The sequence below is a fragment of the Streptomyces sp. NPDC058525 genome, from assembly GCF_042719495.1.
Classification (GTDB): domain Bacteria; phylum Actinomycetota; class Actinomycetes; order Streptomycetales; family Streptomycetaceae; genus Streptomyces.
In genome coordinates, this window is sequence record NZ_JBHXNP010000117.1 from 1 (window position 1) to 19,012 (window position 19,012).

General features: G+C 69.3%; 21 protein-coding genes and 2 pseudogenes. 7 read left to right on the top strand and 16 right to left on the bottom strand.

Annotated elements, in window-relative coordinates:
• Positions 1 to 205: 205 nt before the first annotated feature.
• The 3 genes from ACFWP3_RS36025 to ACFWP3_RS36035 form a co-directional block, all read right to left on the bottom strand.
• On the bottom strand, positions 206 to 697 hold the full coding sequence (locus ACFWP3_RS36025; protein ID WP_384229741.1) for a hypothetical protein: 492 nt from the start codon (positions 695 to 697) through the stop codon (positions 206 to 208).
• 546 nt (positions 698 to 1,243) lie between these two features.
• The gene (locus tag ACFWP3_RS36030; RefSeq protein WP_384229743.1) at positions 1,244 to 1,459 is read right to left on the bottom strand and encodes a hypothetical protein; all 216 of its coding nucleotides are present in this window, start codon (positions 1,457 to 1,459) and stop codon (positions 1,244 to 1,246) included.
• Positions 1,460 to 1,739: 280 nt separating this feature from the next.
• Entirely contained in the window at positions 1,740 to 2,309 is a 570-nt protein-coding gene (locus ACFWP3_RS36035; RefSeq protein WP_351315130.1) for a TerD family protein, read from the bottom strand.
• Positions 2,310 to 2,486: 177 nt separating this feature from the next.
• Here ACFWP3_RS36035 and ACFWP3_RS36040 point away from each other — a divergent pair, with 177 nt between their 5' ends.
• Together ACFWP3_RS36040 and ACFWP3_RS36045 are read left to right on the top strand one after the other, a co-directional pair.
• Positions 2,487 to 2,903: a BlaI/MecI/CopY family transcriptional regulator gene (locus tag ACFWP3_RS36040; RefSeq protein ID WP_384229746.1), complete on the top strand. Its 417-nt coding sequence runs from the start codon at positions 2,487 to 2,489 to the stop codon at positions 2,901 to 2,903.
• Positions 2,904 to 2,907: 4 nt separating this feature from the next.
• Positions 2,908 to 3,846 carry a M56 family metallopeptidase gene (locus ACFWP3_RS36045; protein ID WP_384229749.1) on the top strand — a complete coding sequence of 313 codons (939 nt, stop codon included), beginning with the start codon at positions 2,908 to 2,910 and terminating at the stop codon, positions 3,844 to 3,846.
• Positions 3,847 to 3,911: 65 nt separating this feature from the next.
• Here ACFWP3_RS36045 and ACFWP3_RS36050 read toward each other — a convergent pair whose 3' ends face one another.
• Entirely contained in the window at positions 3,912 to 4,367 is a 456-nt protein-coding gene (locus tag ACFWP3_RS36050) for a tellurite resistance TerB family protein (RefSeq protein WP_384229751.1), read from the bottom strand.
• 106 nt (positions 4,368 to 4,473) lie between these two features.
• On the bottom strand, positions 4,474 to 4,617 hold the full coding sequence (locus tag ACFWP3_RS36055) for a hypothetical protein (protein WP_384229753.1): 144 nt from the start codon (positions 4,615 to 4,617) through the stop codon (positions 4,474 to 4,476).
• 24 nt (positions 4,618 to 4,641) lie between these two features.
• On the opposite strand from ACFWP3_RS36055, the gene ACFWP3_RS36060 reads away from it, so the two are divergent.
• Positions 4,642 to 5,586, top strand: coding sequence for a cytochrome P450 (locus ACFWP3_RS36060; protein WP_384229755.1), 945 nt, complete (start codon positions 4,642 to 4,644; stop codon positions 5,584 to 5,586).
• A 332-nt stretch (positions 5,587 to 5,918) separates the two neighbouring features.
• Here ACFWP3_RS36060 and ACFWP3_RS36065 read toward each other — a convergent pair.
• The 3 genes and pseudogenes from ACFWP3_RS36065 to ACFWP3_RS36075 form a co-directional block, all read right to left on the bottom strand.
• Positions 5,919 to 6,793, bottom strand: a protein-coding gene (locus ACFWP3_RS36065) for an IS5 family transposase (RefSeq protein ID WP_384229757.1) whose coding sequence is annotated in 2 segments (ribosomal slippage) — positions 5,919 to 6,446 and positions 6,449 to 6,793 — 873 coding nt in all. Because the reading frame shifts where the segments join, the coding sequence is not laid out codon by codon here.
• Between the two features lie 9 nt (positions 6,794 to 6,802).
• A complete protein-coding gene (locus tag ACFWP3_RS36070; RefSeq protein WP_384229802.1) occupies positions 6,803 to 6,958 on the bottom strand; it encodes a hypothetical protein in 156 nt (51 codons plus the stop codon).
• Positions 6,959 to 6,974: 16 nt separating this feature from the next.
• Positions 6,975 to 7,540 (bottom strand): annotated as a pseudogene (locus ACFWP3_RS36075) (ATP-binding cassette domain-containing protein); the annotation flags it as partial.
• Between the two features lie 758 nt (positions 7,541 to 8,298).
• On the opposite strand from ACFWP3_RS36075, the gene ACFWP3_RS36080 reads away from it, so the two are divergent.
• A complete protein-coding gene (locus tag ACFWP3_RS36080) occupies positions 8,299 to 8,727 on the top strand; it encodes an STAS domain-containing protein (RefSeq protein ID WP_384229760.1) in 429 nt (142 codons plus the stop codon).
• 800 nt (positions 8,728 to 9,527) lie between these two features.
• Complete coding sequence (locus ACFWP3_RS36085) at positions 9,528 to 10,214, top strand: methyltransferase domain-containing protein (RefSeq protein ID WP_384229762.1); 687 nt, start codon at positions 9,528 to 9,530, stop codon at positions 10,212 to 10,214.
• On the opposite strand, the gene ACFWP3_RS36090 is transcribed toward ACFWP3_RS36085, so the two are convergent.
• Positions 10,184 to 10,699, bottom strand: a complete 516-nt coding sequence (locus tag ACFWP3_RS36090) for a hypothetical protein (protein ID WP_384229764.1) — start codon at positions 10,697 to 10,699, stop codon at positions 10,184 to 10,186. The two genes, ACFWP3_RS36085 and ACFWP3_RS36090, sit on opposite strands and share 31 nt — an antisense overlap.
• 4 nt (positions 10,700 to 10,703) lie before the next feature.
• Positions 10,704 to 12,014, bottom strand: coding sequence for a molybdopterin-dependent oxidoreductase (locus ACFWP3_RS36095; RefSeq protein ID WP_384229800.1), 1,311 nt, complete (start codon positions 12,012 to 12,014; stop codon positions 10,704 to 10,706).
• Positions 12,015 to 12,595: 581 nt separating this feature from the next.
• Here ACFWP3_RS36095 and ACFWP3_RS36100 point away from each other — a divergent pair.
• Positions 12,596 to 12,772 (top strand): hypothetical protein, encoded by a 177-nt coding sequence (locus ACFWP3_RS36100; RefSeq protein WP_384229766.1) that lies wholly within the window; start codon positions 12,596 to 12,598, stop codon positions 12,770 to 12,772.
• A gap of 263 nt (positions 12,773 to 13,035) precedes the next feature.
• Here the strand turns inward: ACFWP3_RS36100 and ACFWP3_RS36105 are convergent, their stop codons facing one another.
• From ACFWP3_RS36105 to ACFWP3_RS36115, 3 genes are all read right to left on the bottom strand, one after another.
• A complete protein-coding gene (locus tag ACFWP3_RS36105) occupies positions 13,036 to 13,305 on the bottom strand; it encodes a hypothetical protein (protein WP_384229768.1) in 270 nt (89 codons plus the stop codon).
• Between the two features lie 96 nt (positions 13,306 to 13,401).
• On the bottom strand, positions 13,402 to 14,022 hold the full coding sequence (locus ACFWP3_RS36110; protein ID WP_384229770.1) for a class F sortase: 621 nt from the start codon (positions 14,020 to 14,022) through the stop codon (positions 13,402 to 13,404).
• An 87-nt stretch (positions 14,023 to 14,109) separates the two neighbouring features.
• Positions 14,110 to 14,985: a hypothetical protein gene (locus ACFWP3_RS36115; RefSeq protein ID WP_384229773.1), complete on the bottom strand. Its 876-nt coding sequence runs from the start codon at positions 14,983 to 14,985 to the stop codon at positions 14,110 to 14,112.
• 516 nt (positions 14,986 to 15,501) lie between these two features.
• Between ACFWP3_RS36115 and ACFWP3_RS36120 the strand changes: the two genes are divergently transcribed.
• Entirely contained in the window at positions 15,502 to 16,626 is a 1,125-nt protein-coding gene (locus tag ACFWP3_RS36120) for a hypothetical protein (protein ID WP_384229775.1), read from the top strand.
• 68 nt (positions 16,627 to 16,694) lie between these two features.
• Here ACFWP3_RS36120 and ACFWP3_RS36125 read toward each other — a convergent pair whose 3' ends face one another.
• The 3 genes and pseudogenes from ACFWP3_RS36125 to ACFWP3_RS36135 form a co-directional block, all read right to left on the bottom strand.
• Positions 16,695 to 17,069 carry a BBE domain-containing protein gene (locus tag ACFWP3_RS36125; RefSeq protein ID WP_384229777.1) on the bottom strand — a complete coding sequence of 125 codons (375 nt, stop codon included), beginning with the start codon at positions 17,067 to 17,069 and terminating at the stop codon, positions 16,695 to 16,697.
• Positions 17,062 to 17,658: pseudogene (locus ACFWP3_RS36130) on the bottom strand (FAD-binding oxidoreductase); the annotation flags it as partial. The pseudogene ACFWP3_RS36130 and the gene ACFWP3_RS36125, both read right to left, overlap by 8 nt.
• A gap of 28 nt (positions 17,659 to 17,686) precedes the next feature.
• Positions 17,687 to 18,760, bottom strand: coding sequence for an alpha/beta hydrolase (locus tag ACFWP3_RS36135; protein WP_384229780.1), 1,074 nt, complete (start codon positions 18,758 to 18,760; stop codon positions 17,687 to 17,689).
• Positions 18,761 to 19,012: the final 252 nt, after the last annotated feature.

Sequence of the window (19,012 nt, forward strand, 5' to 3'; positions counted from 1 at the left end):
ACGCAGCCACTTGTAGCAGCATGTGCGACTGATGCCGTAGTAGCGGCAGGTCAGCGCGACGTTCCCGGTGACTTCATCGGCGTGGCGCAGGACCGTCAGGCGATGTTGGGCCTGACGGTCCTGCTGCTGTTGCAGCGAAGGGGGCATGGCAGATCTCCGTAGTGGTCGGAGACCCGAGTGTCAACAACGTCCGGCAGTTTTATACCTAGCCGGCCGTGGGATTCTGCGCGCCGTCTTGGCGCACTGTGCCGAGCGGAATGCAGTTGTCCGGGGCGCCTTGGCGTACCCCCTCGCACAGCTGGGCCCGTGAAAGGTCCACGTTCTCCGGTACCAGCTGCCAGGCGCGGATCCAATACGGAGTGTCCGCCTGCAGGTCCCCGAACCCGTTGTACTCCCCGTTGGTGTAGTCATCGCTTCGCATCTGCTCAGCGGTGAAGTACTCGGTCCCGCCGTCCATGCCGGCGCAGGAGATCCGGTGCTGCGTCTTCTGGGCTGCCTCGCAGCCGTTGTACAGGACCACCCAGTAGGCCTTGGGATGCGGGGCTTTCATGGGGCGCCCTGGAGTGCTGGTCACTTTCAGCAGGAGCTGGACGTGCGTCAGGCCCTGCGGTGCCGGAGACTGCGGAGCGTCGGGGCTGAGCAGGGCGTCCACGATCTGCACGGAGTGCGGATACGGCCCGGCCTTCACTGACAGCACCGGCCCGCGTCCCTCGAACGCATCGGCTGACGGAGAGGGCGGTTGGCCCGCCGCGGCCGAAGTCCCTGGCTTTGCCGCTGTGTCCGGAGCAGTACGCTCAGGTTGCGCCGAGCTTCCGCAGGCGGCCAGAAGCACGCTGCAGGCCACTGCGAAGACGCCTCGCATCCACGGCGTCACACGTATGCGCGCGTCGTTTCCCATCGGTCGCTCCCCACTGGGGCGCTCTCCCGACCGCCCCCATTGATCTTGAAGGAGCACAGTAGCGAAAGCGGACACCCCTCCTGTCCGCCTCGGTACGGGAACGGATGGACGCGGTGCCAGATACGTCCCGGTAGCCAGTGACGTTGCGGACGGCCGGGGCTACGCGCCTCCGGTGCAGTGACGTCCAACCCAGGTGGGGACCACCACCCATATGGCGAACAGCCACGTGCTGATGGCACGTCAGGGCAGTGGTGGCCGCGAACGAGCCCCAGGCAGTCATGCCTCGAGCTGGCCCCCCGGTCCCTTCCCGCCCGGGCCAACCCCTCATCCGGACCTCATCCGCCTCTAAGCCCCGCGGGTGCTCGCATTCCGCGCCGCGGGCGCTAGTGACGTCTCCCGGTCGCCGATGAGAGCGCGGCGCAGGGCGAATGCGGCGGAGGTGTCGGCGGTCTTGGAGAAGGTGCCGATCAGATGGGTGAGCTGGTGATCGTCACCGGCTCGTACGGCGGCCACCATGGCGGCGATCAGCATGGGCGCGGACGGTGACACCGGTGCGGACATGATCGGCATCCTCTCCCGCCGCCCCTGCCCCCACAGCAAGGTGCCTGCACGGCAAGGTGCCTGCACGGCAAACCACCCGCCAGGGTGGAGGTCGGGGCAGTGTCGCCCAATCCAGCGGATGCTCCAGGAAGGAGTGGTGCCGCTTTCTGCTCGCACCGTGCTCAAGAAGCTGCCAGCCCCGAAATAGCAACAGCGCCTGGCGGTTGCGCCAGAAGCGCTGAACGTGAACAACGCCGGGCGGCGGGTTCGCAGCTCAGCTGCTGCGGACCCGCCTCCCCCGTCAGACGCCGAAGTCGGCGACGATCCCGGACAGGCCGGAGGCGTAGCCCTGGCCGACTGCGCGGAACTTCCACTCGGCGCCGCTGCGGTACAGCTCGCCGAAGATCATCGCGGTCTCGGTGGCGGCGTCCTCGGAGAGGTCGTAGCGGGCGAGTTCAGCGCCGCCGGCCTGGTTGACGACGCGGATGAATGCGTTGCGGACCTGGCCGAAGCTGTGGCCGCGGGCGTCCGCGTCGTGGATGGAGACGGGGAACACGATCTTCTGGATGTCCGCGGGGACAGCGGCCAGGTCGACCTTGACGACTTCGTCGTCGCCCTCGCCCTCACCGGTGAGGTTGTCCCCGGTGTGCTCGACGGAGCCGTCGGGGCTCTTGAGGTTGTTGTAGAAGACGAAGTGCCCGCTGGAGGGCACCTTGCCGGACTCCCCGACGAGCAGGGCGCTGGCGTCGAGGTCGTAGTCGGTTCCGGTGGTCGTGCGGACGTCCCAGCCCAGGCCGACCAGTACGGCGGTCAGGCCCGGTGCCTCCTTGCTCAGCGAGACATTGCCGCCCTTGGACAGGCTCACACCCATGTCGCATCCCTCTCGTGGCCGAAGCCGGGTAGCCGAGTAGCAGAAACCGAAAACTACATTAATGTAGAAATTGGGTCTGGGTCGCGAGGGCGCGGCCGTGCTCTGGCGCGGACAGTCATCAGTACGATGAACCGCCCTGTGGAGGTGGACGGGGCCGGGCCACGGGAGGTTGACGGCATGACGGACCAGATCGACCGCAGTGCCGACGAACCCTCCCGGCGCCGGGGGCAGGGCGAGCTCGAGGCCCAGGTGCTGGCCACGCTGCACCGGGCTCCGGGGCCGGCCACCGCGGGCTGGGTCCAGGAGCACCTGGGGAGCGGTCTCGCGTACACCACGGTGGTGACCATTCTGACCCGGCTGCACGCCAAGGGCGCGGTCAGCCGCAAGCGGGCCGGCCGGTCCTTCAACTGGACACCGGTCGCGAACGAGGCCGGGCTGGCCGCGCTGCGCATGCGCAGGGTGCTGGACGCCGAGCCGGACCGGGAGGCCGTACTGGCGAGCTTCGTCACCACCCTGTCGCCCGGCGACGAAAGGGTGCTGCGGGAGCTGCTGGCGCAGACGACGGAAGAAGGAGAACGGGAAGGGGAACGCTGACGCAATGGGGGTCTTCGTCTTCCTGCCGCTCGTCCTGCCCTTGACCGCCTGGCCCATCGCGCGCCTCGCCGAGCACCACCTCCACCCGCGCGCCGCCACCTTGCTGCTGACCGCGGTCGCCGCCGTGCTCGCCCTGTGCAGCGCGCTGTGTCTGGCGCTGCTGGTCGTGGTCGGTACCGCGCAGCTGCCGGGCAACCCGCTGCCGGACGGCTGGTCGGATCCCGAGGTGCGCGAGGCGGTGCCGTACGACGAGATCGCCGGCAAGGCCGCCATCCCCGCGCTGATCGCCGTGATCGCCTCGTGTGCGAGGGCGGCGTGGCAGCACCACCGGGTGTGTCTGCGGGCCGAGCAGGCGCTGAAGGGGCTGCCCGCCACGCCCGTGGTCGTCCTGCCCGACGAAGCCCCGTACGCCTACGCCCTGCCGGGCAGGCGGGGAACCGGCAGGATCGTGGCCACGACCGGGATGCTGGGGGCGCTCAGCGCACCCGAGCGGCGGGCCCTGTTCGCCCATGAACGCGCCCACCTGACCGGACGGCACCACCGGTTCCTGCTGGCCGTGCAGCTGGCGGCGAGGGCGAACCCGTTCCTGTGGCCGCTGCGGACCGCCGTGACGTACACCGCCGAGCGGTGGGCGGACGAGGAGGCGGCTGCCCGCGTCGGCAGCCGGCGCACGGTGGCTCGGGCGGTGGTCAGGGCGGCGCTGGTCTCCCGCGGCGCCCCGATCGCGACGCTGGCGGGCTTCGCGGCCGCCGTGGGCCCTGTACCTCGACGGGTGGCCGCGCTGCTGGGGCCGGCCCCGGCCGCACGCCTGTGGCCGCCCGCTTTCACCGCCGTGGGCCTCGCCGCCTGGGCGGCCGCCGCCGGGACCGCCGTCTCGGCACTGTCCTCGGCGAACTCGGCGGTCACCTTGTTCTTCATCCTGCACGCCGCTACTCCGCTCTGACTGGTCCCCGGGACGCCGAGGGCCAGGGCCGCTGATCGGGCGGCCCCGGCCTGATCCCGTTCGGCTCAGAGGTCGAACTCGTGGGGCGGGAGGTCCAGCGTGTAGCAGGCTTCGCGGACGATGGCCTGCTCGGTCTTGTCGAAGTCGCCGTCGGCGCCGCCGATGACGATGCCGATCTGCACGACGGCGCGGGCCTCAGCAGGCTTCTTCTTCGCCTTGGCGATCTCCTGCATCACGCTGACCTTGCCGAGGGCGAAGTCCGCGGCCAGCTTGTCGAGGTTGGCCTCGAAGCGCCGCTGGAGGTCGGTGGCGTCGAAGTTCTGCAGTACCTCGTTGGTCGCGATCAGCTGGGTCACGCGCTGCCGCTCGGAGGCGTCGACCGTGCCGTCGGCGGCGGCGACCAGAGCGCACATGGCCATCGACGCGTCGCGGAACGCGCCGCTGGTCAGTTCGTTCTTCTTCGCCATGAGCTGGGTCTGCATCGTCGATGCGGATTCCTTGAAGCGGTCCCACAGGGCCACGAGAACTCCATCTGTGTCGAGTTGGCGGATCCGGCCGGAACGAGCCTGGCCGAACGCCTGAACTTCTACATTTCTGTAGAAGTTACCAGGTGCGAGTGAGGGAGCCTCAGCTCTCGCCGTCGCCCTCCTCGGCCCCTTCCCCGTCTTCCTCGAAGAAGTCGCCGACCTCGTCCACCACTTCGGCGGCGACCACCCCGCCGACGACACCGACCGCGAGGCCGGCCGCACCGGCGGCGACGACGGTCCCCACGCCCGGGCCGGACCGGTGGCCGTGATGGCCGTCTCCGTGCATGCGCCGCCACGCCGAGATCATGAGCGCGCTCGCGGAACCCGTATCCGCGCGTGGCCTGAGAACCGACCCATCGACGCCACCTACCACCTGGGCTTCCTTGCCACCGAGATCGCGGTGCGGTGCCTGTTCTCCCAACACATCTCCGCAGCCGACATGGGCGAGGTCGTTGCGGGGATGGAAACGCTCATGGACTGGGTGGGCCGCGTCGGGCTCGGCCCGATGGGCACCCGCGCCGCCGGCCTTCCGACCCCCCTGAACCGGCGCTTCCGACGCAGCCTCCGCTCCCTGCACGGCATCGTCGGCCGCAGCATCGACGGCCGGCACGGTTGCGCTCAACCCGTCGATGACCTGCTGGAGGTACTCCTCGCCGCGCGCGATACCGCTACCGGGCTACTACCCGGAGACCAGCAGGTGCGCGATGAAGTCCTCGCCTGCATGATGGCCGGTGCCGACGCCACGACCCATACGCTCGCTTGGGCCCTCTATCTCCTGGGCCGGCACCCCGATGTCCTGACCCGCCTGCGCCAGGAGACCGACACCGCACTCGGCGATCGCGCCGCCACCGTGGACGACCTGCCCAAGCTGCCCCACACCGGGCAGATTCTCGCCGAGACCTTGCGTTTGTACCCTCCCGGCTACCTGCTCTCGCGACGCACGAAGACAGAGATCTGCACCGGCGGTTACACACTCCCCGCAGGAGTGACCGTGGCGTATTCCCCTTGGGCGCAACACAGGGACCCGAAACTGTTTCCCGACCCCCTGGCATTCACCCCGGACCGCTGGGCCGGGCGCCACCTCTCGACCAGCGCTCGTGATGTCTACCTACCCTTCGGGACTTTCGAGCGCGCCAGGCAGCGTGGTCCGGTCCGGCCCGATGCCAATGTCGGCGGTCAGCAGGCCAGCCCAACCCGGCCCGCGGCCACATGACCTCGGGATGCTGCGCGCGGGTGAGGTGTCGGCGGAGGCGACCTCGCGCATCCCCCAGGGCCCTGTCTCACTCCGGCCATGACCTCGCGGCGCCCACGGATCAACGAGCAGGCGTGGCCAGCTTGCACAGACAACCTGACCAGGCCAGGGCCGTTCCTCACAACCACCGCGGTTACCTGTCCCCCGCCAATGGCGAGGGCCAGGATCAGGAGGTCAGCCGGGGTTCCGCGGGCCTTTCAGAGCCGTGATCGTATCCAGCAGGTGGCACGATCGACGCCGATCTGACCAGGTTGCCGACCTTCAGGGCCTAGGGCCTGTTGTGAAAGTGCTGGTCACAGCCATTCGTTGATGACTGCGACCAGCACGGTCGCTTCGTAGCGGACGGCGAGTTTGTCGTACCTGGTGGCGACAGCCCGGTGACGCTTGAGCCGGTTGATCCCGCATTCAACTGCGTGCCGCTGCTTGTAGTCGTCTGTGTCGAACTTCGGCGGACGCCCACCGCGTGAGCCGCGCTTGCGCCGGTTGCGGACCCGGTCCGCCGGGACCGGGATCGTGGCCTTGATCCCGTGTCTGCGCAGGTAAGAGCGGTTGCCGCGGGAATCGTACGCCTTATCGGCACGCACCCGGTCCGGGCGCTTGCGCGGCCTGCCGACTCCGATCCGGGGTACCCGGATCGCCTCCAGGACCGGTTCGAACTGCGGGGAGTCGCCCCGCTGCCCGGCCGTGATCACGACGGACAAAGGCTTCTGACCCTGCTCGACGGCGAGGTGAATTTTGCTGGTCAGGCCACCTCGGGAGCGCCCGAGCCCGTGGTCGGCCGGCTCGACTGCGATCCCGCCGGGCGGCTCCTTCTGGAGATCCCCCTTTTCGCCGCCCCCGCGGCGTGCCGGTGGGCCCGGCAGACGGTGGAGTCGACGTTCACGTCCCAGGTGATCAGGCCCTTGGCGTCCGCCTCGGCCTGGAGCCGGGTGAGGATCCTGGCCCAGGTGCCGTCCCGCTGCCAGCGCCGGAACAGGTCGTAGACCCGGTCCCACGGCCCGTAGCGTTCGGGCACGTCACGCCACGGGGCACCGGTGCGGGTCCGCCACCGTATGCCGTCTATCAGCTGCCGCCGCGTCCACACCTGCGGACGGCCCGGCTTGATGCCCATCGGCAGCAACACCTCAAGCCGGGCCCACTGGTCGTTCGTCAGATCTCCACGTCCCACAAGACGTGATCATGGACGAACAAGATCCACTTTCGCAACAGACCCTAGCAGCAGGCAGGGCACGAGCAGGATCAGGGCGATGCTGCCCGGGTCCCGTACCAGTTGGGCCAGCACGCGGCGGGTGGTGGCCAGCGCGCCGGGCAGCGGCAGATGCGGCAGGGTCACTGTGGCTCCTGGCGGGTGCGGGCTGTGGGCGGCGTGGTGTTATCAGGGCGAGGTAGGCGTCTTCGGCGCGCGTGGAGCCGGTGCGGGCCAACAGCTGATCCTTGTCGCCGTCGGCCAGGAGGTAGCCCTCGCGCAGCAGCAGACGCCCGCAGCGGTCGGCCTCGTCCATGACATGGCTGGAGACCAGCACCGTGACGCCCTGCTCGGCCAGCGCGGCGAACCACTCCCACAGCTCGCGGCGCAGCACCGGGTCCAGGCCCACCGTCGGCTCGTCCAGCACCAGCAGCCGCGGATTGCCGAGCAGCGCCACTGCGAGGGAGACCCGCGCCTGCTGCCCGCCCGACATACGGCCCACCCGGCGGGCAGCCCCAGCACCTCCAGGCGCCCGGTCACCCTCGCCTGCACGCCGACGATCGCCCGCAGCAGCGAGCTCTTCCCACAGCCACTGGGACCCGGCACACCGCACACCGACCCCGCCGGCACCGTGAACCCCACGTCTTGAAGGACCGTCCGTCCCCCACGCGCCACCCACAGCCCCTCGGCACGCACCGCCACCGCGCCCGCCCCCGTCTGATCGGTCACGGCCGCTCCACCGTCGACCGACCCGCGTCCGCAGTGTTCATCCAGGTGCAATCGAGTACGGGCCACGATCACTGATCGTCCTCACGATGTCCCGCCCACCGCAGTCATACGGCCTGGGACTCACCCGTGCGGGCTATGCCAACGCAAGATCACCGTCGTTTACGGCCGGTGAGCGGTCGCCGTCAGGGCGTTTGCCCTCCTCAATCCCGGCTGCTCCTGGTACGCCCTGCTCCTCGTGGCGCTCGTGGCCTGGACGGCCGCTGGGAATGGCCCGGTACCCCACTCATGGGCGCCTGGGTCCGCCGGCGTGCCCCGCGTTCGAGCCGGCCCGGGCGCGCACCATAGGGAAGCCTGAAGGCGGTGTGCCCGTGCATCCCAGTGAAGGGGTCTGTGAGCACATCCTCCGAAAGGGCCGCAGCACCGCGGGTGCGGCAAGTGTGTTTGCCTGACTCACCGAAGGCAGCCGCCAGCGCGAGAGATCAACAGTGACAGCGGCGACTGCTCGGTCACCTTTTGAAGAAGCCCCCGGGCGGAATCCGTGTTACCAGGTGGGTCTGTCACTCGCCCCTCCGGGCTTGGGGTCGTACCGCCCAAGCCCGGCATCATCGACTGCAGCGGTGCGCCCAGACACATCGTGCGGGGCTTTCATTACGCGCCGCGGGGCGGTTTCCCTCTCCTGGCCCGAACCGGCTCGCCATCGGGGTGAAGGACAAGCTGAGCCCGTTTCTCACACAGTGGTCCTGGGTGTTGTCGAGAACGTGACTACCGCGATCGGCGTACCGATATTGCCCTGCCCCACCGTCCGCATCCCGGGTGCGGCAGCTGACAAGCTCAAGCCCTCAGAAATAGACCTGTCCTGCACCTCCCACGACGACATCCTGTGCGTGCATCTCAGAGGCGAAATCGATCACTTCACTGCTGCCCCGCTACGCGTGGCGCTGACCGCGGCAGCCGCCTACGGCTACCGCCACCTCGACCTCGATACCCGCGCCGTCGCCTTCTGTGACTCCGCGCTTCTCGGCATCATCGCCGCCTGGTGCCGACAGGGCCGCACCCTGACTCACACCGCAAGCTCCCGGGCGGTTGCGCAGCTGCTGCGCATCGAGCGCGCCCTGCACTGCGACGAACTCGAGAACCCGGACACCGTTGGCCAAGGACCCTGCACAGCGCAAGAGCCTGGCCGATGATCTTCAGTCTTCTGGTCGGCGTCCCGCTTCTCCTCGCGGTCCTCCTGTCTATCACTCCACGAGACGGCGGCGGAGCCCACAGGCACCGCACCGACGGACGAGGGGATTAGCTCCCGAGGCAAACCCACTCCCATGACAGTGTCGTCTGACCTCTTGTGGGGCACTCCACGGGGCGTGGGCTGTACCTCCTGACTGACAGCGTTGATGCGCTGTTAGAGAAGGCCGTCGGTGCAGGAGGCCATGTCGTACTTGCCCCTGAGGTGACAGAGTGGGGGTCTCGGCGTGCCCGGGTCGCCTCGGCGCACGACTCCGCCGGCGGCAAGTAGCTCTGACCGGCACCAGTCCGCTGTCTGCGAGGTCGTTCAGCCAGCCGGGGATACTACAACCCCAAGAACGGCAGCAACAAGGACTTCGCTGCCATCGACGCCGGCAACGGCTACGGCTACGGCTACGGCCTCTACGAGAGCAAGCTGCTCAACGGACAGGCCAGCAGCCCCGCCGCGTACCCGAAAGGGCAGCAGGTCACGGATATCGCCCTGCCGCTGAACCAGCAGTGAGCCCGCAGCCGACTTCCCGGTGGGCCGCTTGGGGCCGGCCCCACCGCACCTCGGCTGCCCTGGGCCAGCGACCAGGGCCCCGTGTTCCATGCTCCTGTCGACGGGAGACACGGGGCGGGTTGCTCCGGATGGCTCTCCTGGGTTGGACGGCGGTCTGCCGCGGTCGCATCGTGGGGCCTGGTGATCCCCGACGTTACCTCGCCCGCTCTAGGCCCCTGGCTGAGCCCTGTGGAGAGAAGGCCTGTGGCAGCTGATGCGGAAGCCGGCCGTGTCATACCGGACGGTGCGGTGGAGAACTGGAACAGCCCCGGCTATGCACATGCCCTGGGGACAGGGCGCGGCGAGGTGTCCCTGCGCGACGGCAATGGATGGGTACTGCCGCTGGACATCGGCCGCTGGCGCGCACACGCCGACTCCTGCGACATGACGGTGGTACGCCGCTGCTGCGGCCCGGTCCTGGACATCGGATGCGGGCCGGGCAGGCTCGTCGAGGCCCTCACCGGCCAGGGACTCAGGGCGCTCGGCATCGACATCTCCCTGTCGGCCGTGAACGTTACGACGGGGCGTGGAGGGCCGGCCTTGTGCCGGTCGGTGTTCGACGCTCTTCCCTCAGAGGGCGAGTGGGGCACGGCGCTGCTCCTGGACGGCAACATCGGCATCGGCGGCGATCCGGTCAGGCTCCTGCAACGCGTCAAGACTCTGGTGCGGGACCGTGGCGTTGCCCTGGTGGAGGCCTCCGCTGAAGACGTTGACCACCGTCACCTGGCCCGCCTCCACGACGGCCAGGGCATGCTGCACGCCTTCTTCCCCTGGGCAACCGTAGGCCGTGACGCCCTGGCCCGGCATGCGAGGGCGGCCCGGTGGCGGGTGGACGAGCAGTGGACCACCAGCGGAAACCGTCACTTCTTCGCGCTGCGCTCCGCCCGCTGACGGTCCCGGGCAGCCCGCCGCGCCGGCCGTGAAGCCCGCCTGATCCGGATCAGCAGGCACAGCGCGGAGGCGGTGAACAGGCCTGCTGTGATCAACAGCCAACGCCCCAGGAATACGTCGGCAGGCAGGGCGGTCGCTTCCGTGAAGTGTGGGACCTGGCCCAGGATCAGCGGCCACCACACGAGCAGCAGCATCCCCGCGACAAATGCCGGTACCCGGATGTAGTTGACGCTGATCGCCGACGGGTGCCCGGCACTGTGGCCGTGGCGTCCCCGAATGGCTCGCTGCATTACCTGGTCGGCGGCCGAGTAGGCGGGCAGCAGCACGAAGTCGTGGAGCAGTGCGGCACCGACGAACCAGAGAGCGACACCGAGTGTGTCGCCGTCCAGGAGGCGCACTCCGGCGTAGAGGGCGAGGGCAAAGGAGGTGAGAGTCAGCAGGAGGTGGAGGGGGGAGGCCCCGTAGCGGGCCCGCATACGGTTCATGCCTTCATGCCTGCTCTCCGAAGGAGATGCGGGTGACCCATTTGGTGTTGTGGACGCCGGGGGCGTTGGGGACGATGATCCGCGCGGGGTAGCCGTGGTCGGATGAGAGGACTGCCCCGTTGACCTCGACCGCGAGAAGGGACCGGGTATCGCGTACCTGGTTCGCGGCCAGGACGACCCGGCCGAAGGACCCGCCGCGCTGCACCGACTCAACCAGCACAGGAGGCAGATCGCCGGTGAGCCCGACCAGGGTGGCGAGGTCGGCCAGTCGGACGCCGCTCCATTGTTGGTCGGTCGTCGACCAGCCTTCCACACAGGCGATGGGCAGCGCCGCCTCATGCCGTGGCAGTGCGTACAGCGCGTCCTTGGTGAGGACAATCTGCCGGCCGGCCCCGCGGACGGTCAGTCGCCAGGCAGGGCCGATGTCGCTGGCCCGGATTCCGACCGAGGCTGCGGTCTTGTTGATCTGGAAACCATTAGGCCCGCTGCCGGGACTCTGTCCGCGGGGGGCCAGCAGCGCGGTTTTGCGCATCCAGCCGCCGAAGCTCTGCCCCATCGTGACCACGAGCAGCCCAGCGGACCCCGCACCGACCATCCACACGGCGCCACGGCGGGAGATCGTCGGCGTTGCCGGCTGGGGAGAGATGAGGCCCATCCCACCCGCGACGGGTACCTCACCGGCAGGCAGCGGCTGGTGCTGCTCGGCGCGCGGGCCTTTCACCACGGCGATGACAGCCCGGCGCAGACGGAAGGTGACATGGACGACGAAGGCTCCGATGAACACCCACGCCCCATAGAAGTGCAGGACGTAGAAGGAGCCGGGGAAGATGTAGTGCAGCTGGACGTTCAGGAGACCGGTGACGAACTCGAATCCGGCACCGCCCACCAGCAAGAGGAGCGACAGCCGCTCAAGTGCGTGGCTGACCGAGCGCACGGGCGGCCACTCGAAAAGCTTGGGAATCACCGACCACAGCTTGGCCAGCAACACGGGGATGAGGACGATCCCGAGGGTGACGTGCACCCCCTGATTCAGGCGGTAGCCCCAGTACGGCGAGGTCGGCCACGTGAACAGATAGAAGCCCAGCAGACCCTTGTTCGGCGTCTGGTCGTTGACGGGCGACAGGTTGGGGTTGTAGGCGGCGTAGGACAGCAGGCCGGTCACGAACAGGATGATCACACCGAACAGCAGAACCAGGCCGAACACGGCCGTCAGCCACGGCCCACGCAGAGGGCTGCGCCAGAACTCCGGCCGGACCGGACCCGCGGGCGGGCCTGACGCAACAGCAATTCGGAGCTGGTCCAGCCGGCTACGCATCGCCGACACGGACACTCTGCCCGCGCGATGAGATCCCCCCTCACCGTGCTGTGGTGCCCCGGCGCCCGCCGAAGCGGCACTCGAAGGCTGCAACGGCGCCACACCCGAGGAGCTGACAGGCACGCCGGACGGGTCCGAACCGCCTTGCCCTGTGGGCTCTCGGCCCTCCTGGTCGCTTCCGTGGGGATGATCGGCATTCATGTGATCCCCTGATTCCTCCGGGCAACGACCGCGCACTGATCCAGATACTTGCCGCACCCCAGGCCTGGACCACGGCGAGACACACGGCCACGCGTGAAGGAAAGCCGGATAGCCCAGCCCCTGTCCACCCCGATCGCATTCGACGAATCGTGTCCGCCTGGGTGAAAGCACCCGAGGCCACCCCCGGGGTGGGGCCCGGCCACACGGGGCCTGGGCGGGCGGTATCAGGCGGCTTCGCCGACCAGTTCCTCGAGGACGTCCTCCATGGTGACGAAGCCGATCACCGCGTCGCTGTCGTCGGTGACCGCGGCGAGGTGGGTGCCCACGTCACGCATGGCATTCAGGGAGTGGTGCGGTCCGCGGTACCGAGGGCGTCCTTGATGTGGAACCGCCGCGCGGTCCGGATGCTGTGGGCCTACCGCACCCGCCTGCTTCACCACCTGACCAAGGATCCACTCCGGCGCTCCGTGTGGCAGGCCCGCGCCCACTCCAGCCACGCCGCAGAGAACCGCACCGACCGGATCCCCGAACCGGTCCTCGGATCACTGCTGATCTGAGCCATGCGCTGGGTCGAGGAGCTCTCCGACGACGTCCTGCAAGCCCGCGACGAACGCACACGGATCGACGCCCGGCCCCGCGCAGGCCCGGACCCGCTCACCGCGCTCGACGCGTCACCTGCAGGCCCTCGGCCCGGCCCAGGCCACGGGCTCGTTCAGGAACCGGTCGCCCACGCCCGCCGCCTCGGATGGTGCCACTACGTTCTCGCTGGTCACAGGCGCAATCTCCCCTGATCAGAGTGACGCCGTTCTGGTGCAGGCCCTCATACCGCAGGGGTGCCGGGGCCGTCAGGGCTTGCGAGGCGGATGCAGGATGGGCAGGTGATGGGGGCGAAGTTCGCGCAGACCCGCAAGTCCAGGGCCTGCCGGATGAAGAGGCCGCATCCGGTGCGGCCGGAGGACAGGACGTGGGTGGGTCCGTCGTCGGCGAGACGGATGCGGGTGACCGGCCAGCGGGTGGTGCGGCGTCGGGGTGGACGTGTCGTGCCGACCGGGGTCGCGCGGTCCGGGCGGGTGGGAACGGGGTCGGCCATGTGCGGGTACTCGTTTCTCGAAGTGCGGCTTCATCTCGGGATGCCGGGACGTGCGGGTGCGTATCTCCCGCTCTCCCGCCGGGGGTTGCCGATCGGCTATTTCACGAGGTCGGCGAAGTAGATGATGTTGTTGGTGCGGTGGCCGTTCTTGATCTCGCCGCCGCAGGTCAGGAGCCGGAGCTCGGGTCGGTCGCTGGCGCCGTAGACCTTGTCGGTGGGGAAGTTCTTCTTGTCGACGTCCTGGATTTCGCGGATCTTGAACTTCGCGGTGGAGCCGTCTTCTCGCGGGACTTCGATCGTGTCGCCGAGTTTGATCTTCTTGAGGTCCTTCATCAGTGCCGGGCCGTGTTTCGTGTCGTAGTGGGCGACGAGGACTGACACGCCCTTCTCGCCCGGAGTTACGCTCCCGTTCCACCAGCCGGGGGTGTTGGCCTCCTTGTCCGGGTCGGGGACGCCGAGTTCGCCGGAGGAGTCCGTCGTCAGGTCGAGCATCTTCTTCGCGTCGACGCCCGCTGACGGGATGCGCAGTCCGGTGGGCTTGGCCCCGCTCATCGCTTCGGCGCCCTGCTCGCCCTGAGGGGAGGCGGTGCTGGGGACCTTGACGTCGGGTCCTGGTCCAGAGGAGCCGCAGGCCGCGAGGCCCCCGGTGAGGGAGAGGGCGAGTAGCGCCGTGGCGGCTACGTGGGTGAGGTGGCGGCGGCTGGTGGTGGCGGGCATGGGAACTCCGGACGAGGTGCGGGCGGTCAGCGGTGCGGGGCAGCCGGACGGGGAGGGAGATCCGTCCGGCGGCCCGGATGGTAGGGGTCAGTTCTCGGAGCGGCCGCGGCGTATCACGGCGAATCCGAGGCCTGCCGCGCCCACGGCGGCCAGACCTGCGGCGCTCGGCATCAACGCGGTGCCGCCGGAGGCGTCATCGACACCCTCGGCACCGGCCCTTACGCCGCCCTTGGGAGTGCTGGGCGGGGTCGTGGGCTTGTCAGCCGTGCCCTTGGTGACGGCGGGGAAGTCGTAGTACTTGGTCGTGCCTTCGAGGGTCACCTTGAGCTGCGGTTTGGCGCTGTCGGCCTTGACTATGTCGAATTTCTGGCCGTTGTTCTCGAAACGGGGGCTCTTCTTCGTCAGGGTCGCCATGACGTGGCCGGCAACGAAGCCGGAGGGCGAGTTCTCGGGACCGACACGCAGTACGGCTTTGGGGCCTGCGTCGGCGGTGTTCGAGAGCTCGGCCATCGTGTTGCCGCCCACGCCGATGCCGGCGACCTTGGACTTGTTCGGCTTGGGGGCAGTCGTGTCCTTCTTCGCGGTGACCTTGCCGTCCGGCGAAAGGGTGAAGGTGTAGCCGTTGTGCTTCTCGCTGGCGCTCTTGCCGAAGGCCTTCAGGGTGACGAGCGTGCCGCTCTTCTGCTTGGTGATCTCGGCTTCGTACCCCTTGACCGTCAGGTCCATGGTCGGGCCGTTGTTGACGTGCTTGTAGACGGTTGCCACGTAGCCGTCGGCGAGTTGCTGCTGGCCGGCGGCCTCCTTCTTCGTCTCGGAATTGGCGTTCTTGTTCTGAGGTGTGCTCGTGGAGGGTGAGGCGGCGGGTGTGGGCGTGTCGGCGAAGGCGGCACCCGTCGGGACGGCGAGGCCGATGATGACGCCGGCGGTGACGGCGGTGGTGCGGAGACGGCGGGACGTACGCATTGTGGAATCCCCTCTAAGCCTGGGCCACCCGGTTTCTTCGGCGTTTGCCGGGGCGGTTGATCAGCAAGCTACGATGGAAATCGATAGGTAATGCGTATGCAATGTAACGGACGCCGCCTCAAGTTATTGCGAACCAGTAAAGGGCACAATTACCCCTGTCGCGCCAGGACGAAAGTCCTTGGTCGTGCCAGACTGGCCCGCCTACGCCAGTCCTACGAGATCGCCCCCTTCGAACGGCGTGCATGCCGCGGAGAGCGGGTTGTACTCCATCCCAACGGAGACCCATCAGGCGATCTCCTCCTTATATACGTGAGCCGTCTTCCCGCTCACCCCGACAGGGGCAGCCGGTGGACTGCGAACAGATAGGGGCTCCGTTGCAAAACTGGATGGCCATGCCGGGGTTGCCGTTACATTCCCTACCCATTACCAAAACATTGCCTCTCTACGGTGGTTCACATACCGCTCCAGATATGGAGTCCCGGTGCGAATCCCCCACTACTGCGAGGTATCCCTCTCATGAGCTCGACCCGCCACACCCGTCGCCGCAACCTGCGCACCGCCACCCTCGCCACGGTTGCCCTCGCGGGCATCACCCTGCCCATGGGCGCTGCCATGGCCGATTCCCCCGCGGTTCCTGCCCGGTCGCCCTCCGTTTCCCAGCCGGCCACGGACGTGGACAGTGGTTCCAAGCCGAGCACTGGCGTCGACAACGGCGGCCAGGAGCGGACCCGGCGGGAGGCCGCCGGCGCGAAGACACTGCCGGGCGGCTACGTGGCGGAGCTGTACCGGCACGTGAGCGACGGTCCGACCAAGGAGTACAAGGTCAAGGGCTGGGAGGCGGAGATCCACCGCGTCAAGGGCGGGGGCCTGGCGACCACGCTCAAGGCGTTCGGGAAGTCCGACACCAGGAAGGCCGACGCCTACACCTTCACCCTCTCCGCGTCCGGCGAGGTCTCCGCACGGATGACCGAGGGCGGCGGTAGCGGCAAGCCCGACAAGCCGCAGGACCAGGTCGCGCCCAAGACCCACAAGCTCAAGGACGGCGGCAGCGCCAAGGTCAACTGGATCCTGGGCAAGCCGCGCGCGGAACTGTTCGACAAAGCAGGCAAGGCCGTCGGCGCGCTCGAGGAGCCGGGCGCCTCCAAGACCTTGGCAACCGGCCTGAAGGTCACCCTTGAGCACGGCGGCGGCATCAAGCAGGAGTGGACCGGCAACAAGCCGGGCGGGGACAAGGACCGGCACGACTACGACGTACGCACCGTCCGCCTCCAGGACGGCGGCAAGGCGGTCGTGTCCAAGGCCCGCAACGGCGAGTACGGCGCCCAGCTCTTCGACAAGAACGACAACGGCGGCCCGAACCTCGATGCCGCCAAGCCCACGGCCACCCTGAAGTCCGGGCTGAAGGTCACCCTCGCCAAGGACGGCAAGATCTCCCAGGAGTGGACCACCACCCCGGGCGGCGGCGTGAAGCCCTCCAAGCCCGGCACCATCGTCCCCAAGGGCGGGGTCAAGGCCGGCGCCGAGGGTGTGGAGTCCGGATCCGAGGGCACCGCGCTGCTGACCGCCGCGGGCGGCGCCGCGGCCGCCGGTGCGGCGGGGACCGGCTTCGTGGTCCTGCGCCGTCGCCGCACCGACGGCTGAACCGGCGGGCGGGGACCGGCACACCGGTGGCGGCGGGGCGAAGCGCCCCACCGCCACCGGGCCGTCGGCTATCGGACGCCGGGGGCGCCGACGGCCTGCGCGTAGCGGAACCGGCCGGCCGGGTCGTAGCGGCGCTTGACCTGGACCAGGCGGTCGTAGTTGGCGCCGTAGTAGGCGCGCTGCCAGTCCCGCAGGTCCGGGTCGGGGAAGTTGACGTAGGCGGGGAGGTCGTGCCGTCGCCCGCGTTCTTGAAGCCGATGCGCAAATCGAAGTCGTCTCCGCGGTCCGTGTCCAGGATGTCGCGCACTTCCTCCACCACCCGTACGGCGTCGTGCAGGTCGAAGGAGAGGTCGAAGACCGTGGCGCGCAGCCGGGCCACGGGTACGGCGTCGAAGACGAAGCCGGTGTTGATGCCGAAGTTGCCGCCCGCCCCGCCCCGGCACGCCCAGAACAGGTCGGCGCGACGCCGACGCCGGGGCAGCGTCCGCCGGGGAAGTACAGGCCCGCGTCGCGTGCCGCGTAGACGTCGGAGTTGGTGGCTCCGCCGCCCAAGTGCAGCCGGCGTCCGCGTGCTTCCACCTGCCGGATGGGGCGGAGGCTGATCACCAGACCGCTGGTGGTGGAGAACCCCGCGTAGTTGTGGGCGCCCGAGCGCGGTGCGAAGGGCATCGCATGCTTCGTGCACCAGCGCAGGGCCGCTGCCACGTCCTCCTGCGTGGCGAGCTGAGCACTCCCGCGGGGCGGACGGCCGCGTACCGCTGGTTGTCGGCGCCGGCCAGGGCCGCGTAGCCGGAGTCCTGCGGGCGGTACGGCCGCGCGGCGACGCTCACCGCCGCGCGCAGTTCCCGCCAGGCCGTCGGCCCGGGAAGCGCCTCGGTGCCAGCCCCTGCCACGCCGCTCCCGTATCCCGAGGTGAGGGCGGCTCCGGCTGCCGTGGCCGTCCCGCCCCGCAGTACTGCTCTTCGGCTGATGTGCACGGTCGTTCTCTCCCTGCCGCCTCGGGTGGGCCCGCCGGGTGCCGGGCAGGGCCACGATGGAGCGGGACGAGAACGCGGATCGGCTACGACGCCATGGGCAGGTCGATGTTCACGCGAACGGGCCGGGCGGGTTCGGCAGGTGCGTGCGCCGGGGCGGGGCACTGGTCGCTTCGGGGTACGGCGCCCTCGTGGAGGTAGGCGTCGACGGCGGCGTCGATGCAGGGGTTCTTGCCGTAGACGTTGTGTCCGTCGGCGTCGTTGGTGAGGAGGACCGAGCCGGGCAGGCGTCGGGCGACCTGTTCCGCGTCGGCGGCCGTGGTCGCCGGGTCCCCGGTGTTGTTGAGCAGCAGGAGGGGCGGTGTTCCGGCCGGGTTGACGGGTCCCGGCCGCCAGGTCGGCGGGACTGGCCAGAACAGTGAGGCACCGGTGAGGTACGTCCACACCCTGCCGAAGTGCGGGGATGTCCGAGAGGTGTCATCGGCCGGCGACTGGAGGGTTCGGGTGATCAGGTCCGGGGACTCGTGGAGCCGCCGGTACTCGTCGGGGTCGCCTGCCAGGGCGTCGATGGCGGTCTTGGCGCTCTGGGCCGGGTCGTAGTGGCCATCGCGGCGCCCGGTGAACTCATCTGCCAGGGCGGCTGGTTCATCGCCCTTTCCTTCGCGCAGGGCTTGTTTCCAGCCTGCGGCCAGCCGTGGCCACGCGTCGGTGGAGTAGGTGGCCTGCATCATCGCCAGGGTGGCCAGGGTCGGCCCCACGGTACGGCCGTCCGACAGTGGGAGGGGGCTGCCGTGCAGTCGGGCGAGGAGGTCGTCGAGTTTCCCCATGGCGGCCGCCGGGTCCGTACCGAGGGCGCAGTCCGGGCCTTTGGTGCAGGCTTCGACCATGGTGCGAAGTGCCGTCTCCAGGGGGTCGTCCGTGCCGTCGGTCGGAGAGGTCCCTCCGTCGCCTTTGCCGCCGGGGGCCGGCGTGTCGGGGGTGGCTGGGGGTGCGGGGTTGTCGACCGAGTCGAGGACCATGCGGCCGACTCTGTCCGGGTACTGCCGCGCGTACAACTGGGCGATCCTGGTGCCGTAGGAGGAGGCGAAGGCATTGAGCCGGCTCTCACCGAGCACCGCACGGATCACGTCTACGTCGCGTGCCGTGTTCTCGGTTCCCACGTGCGGCAGGAGCCTGCCGGAGCGTTCCTGGCAGGCCCGTGCGTACGCGCGGGCGGCTTCGGCCGCCCGGGATCAGCAGCAGCGAACCGATTCGCCGTACCGGTCCGGCCGCGCGGGATCTGGCCAGCGCGAGGTCGAGGGTGTCGCCTTCGGGGCGGGTGTAGTCGAGGGGGACCTTCACGGTCGTGCAGTCGAAGCCGGGCTGCCCCTTGCAGGGAGCCCAGGAAGGATGTTGACGGTAGAAGCGGCCGA

Excerpts from the sequence above, each read along its gene's own strand:
- ACFWP3_RS36030 (WP_384229743.1), bottom strand. The coding sequence starts at position 1,459 with ATGTCCGCACCGGTGTCACCGTCCGCGCCCATGCTGATCGCCGCCATG.
- ACFWP3_RS36035 (WP_351315130.1), bottom strand. The coding sequence starts at position 2,309 with ATGGGTGTGAGCCTGTCCAAGGGCGGCAATGTCTCGCTGAGCAAGGAG.
- ACFWP3_RS36040 (WP_384229746.1), top strand. The coding sequence starts at position 2,487 with ATGACGGACCAGATCGACCGCAGTGCCGACGAACCCTCCCGGCGCCGG.
- ACFWP3_RS36045 (WP_384229749.1), top strand. The coding sequence starts at position 2,908 with ATGGGGGTCTTCGTCTTCCTGCCGCTCGTCCTGCCCTTGACCGCCTGG.
- ACFWP3_RS36060 (WP_384229755.1), top strand. The coding sequence starts at position 4,642 with ATGGCCGTCTCCGTGCATGCGCCGCCACGCCGAGATCATGAGCGCGCT.
- ACFWP3_RS36090 (WP_384229764.1), bottom strand. The coding sequence starts at position 10,699 with ATGAACCGTATGCGGGCCCGCTACGGGGCCTCCCCCCTCCACCTCCTG.
- ACFWP3_RS36095 (WP_384229800.1), bottom strand. The coding sequence starts at position 12,014 with ATGCGTAGCCGGCTGGACCAGCTCCGAATTGCTGTTGCGTCAGGCCCG.
- ACFWP3_RS36100 (WP_384229766.1), top strand. The coding sequence starts at position 12,596 with ATGTGGAACCGCCGCGCGGTCCGGATGCTGTGGGCCTACCGCACCCGC.
- ACFWP3_RS36105 (WP_384229768.1), bottom strand. The coding sequence starts at position 13,305 with ATGGCCGACCCCGTTCCCACCCGCCCGGACCGCGCGACCCCGGTCGGC.
- ACFWP3_RS36110 (WP_384229770.1), bottom strand. The coding sequence starts at position 14,022 with ATGCCCGCCACCACCAGCCGCCGCCACCTCACCCACGTAGCCGCCACG.
- ACFWP3_RS36115 (WP_384229773.1), bottom strand. The coding sequence starts at position 14,985 with ATGCGTACGTCCCGCCGTCTCCGCACCACCGCCGTCACCGCCGGCGTC.
- ACFWP3_RS36120 (WP_384229775.1), top strand. The coding sequence starts at position 15,502 with ATGAGCTCGACCCGCCACACCCGTCGCCGCAACCTGCGCACCGCCACC.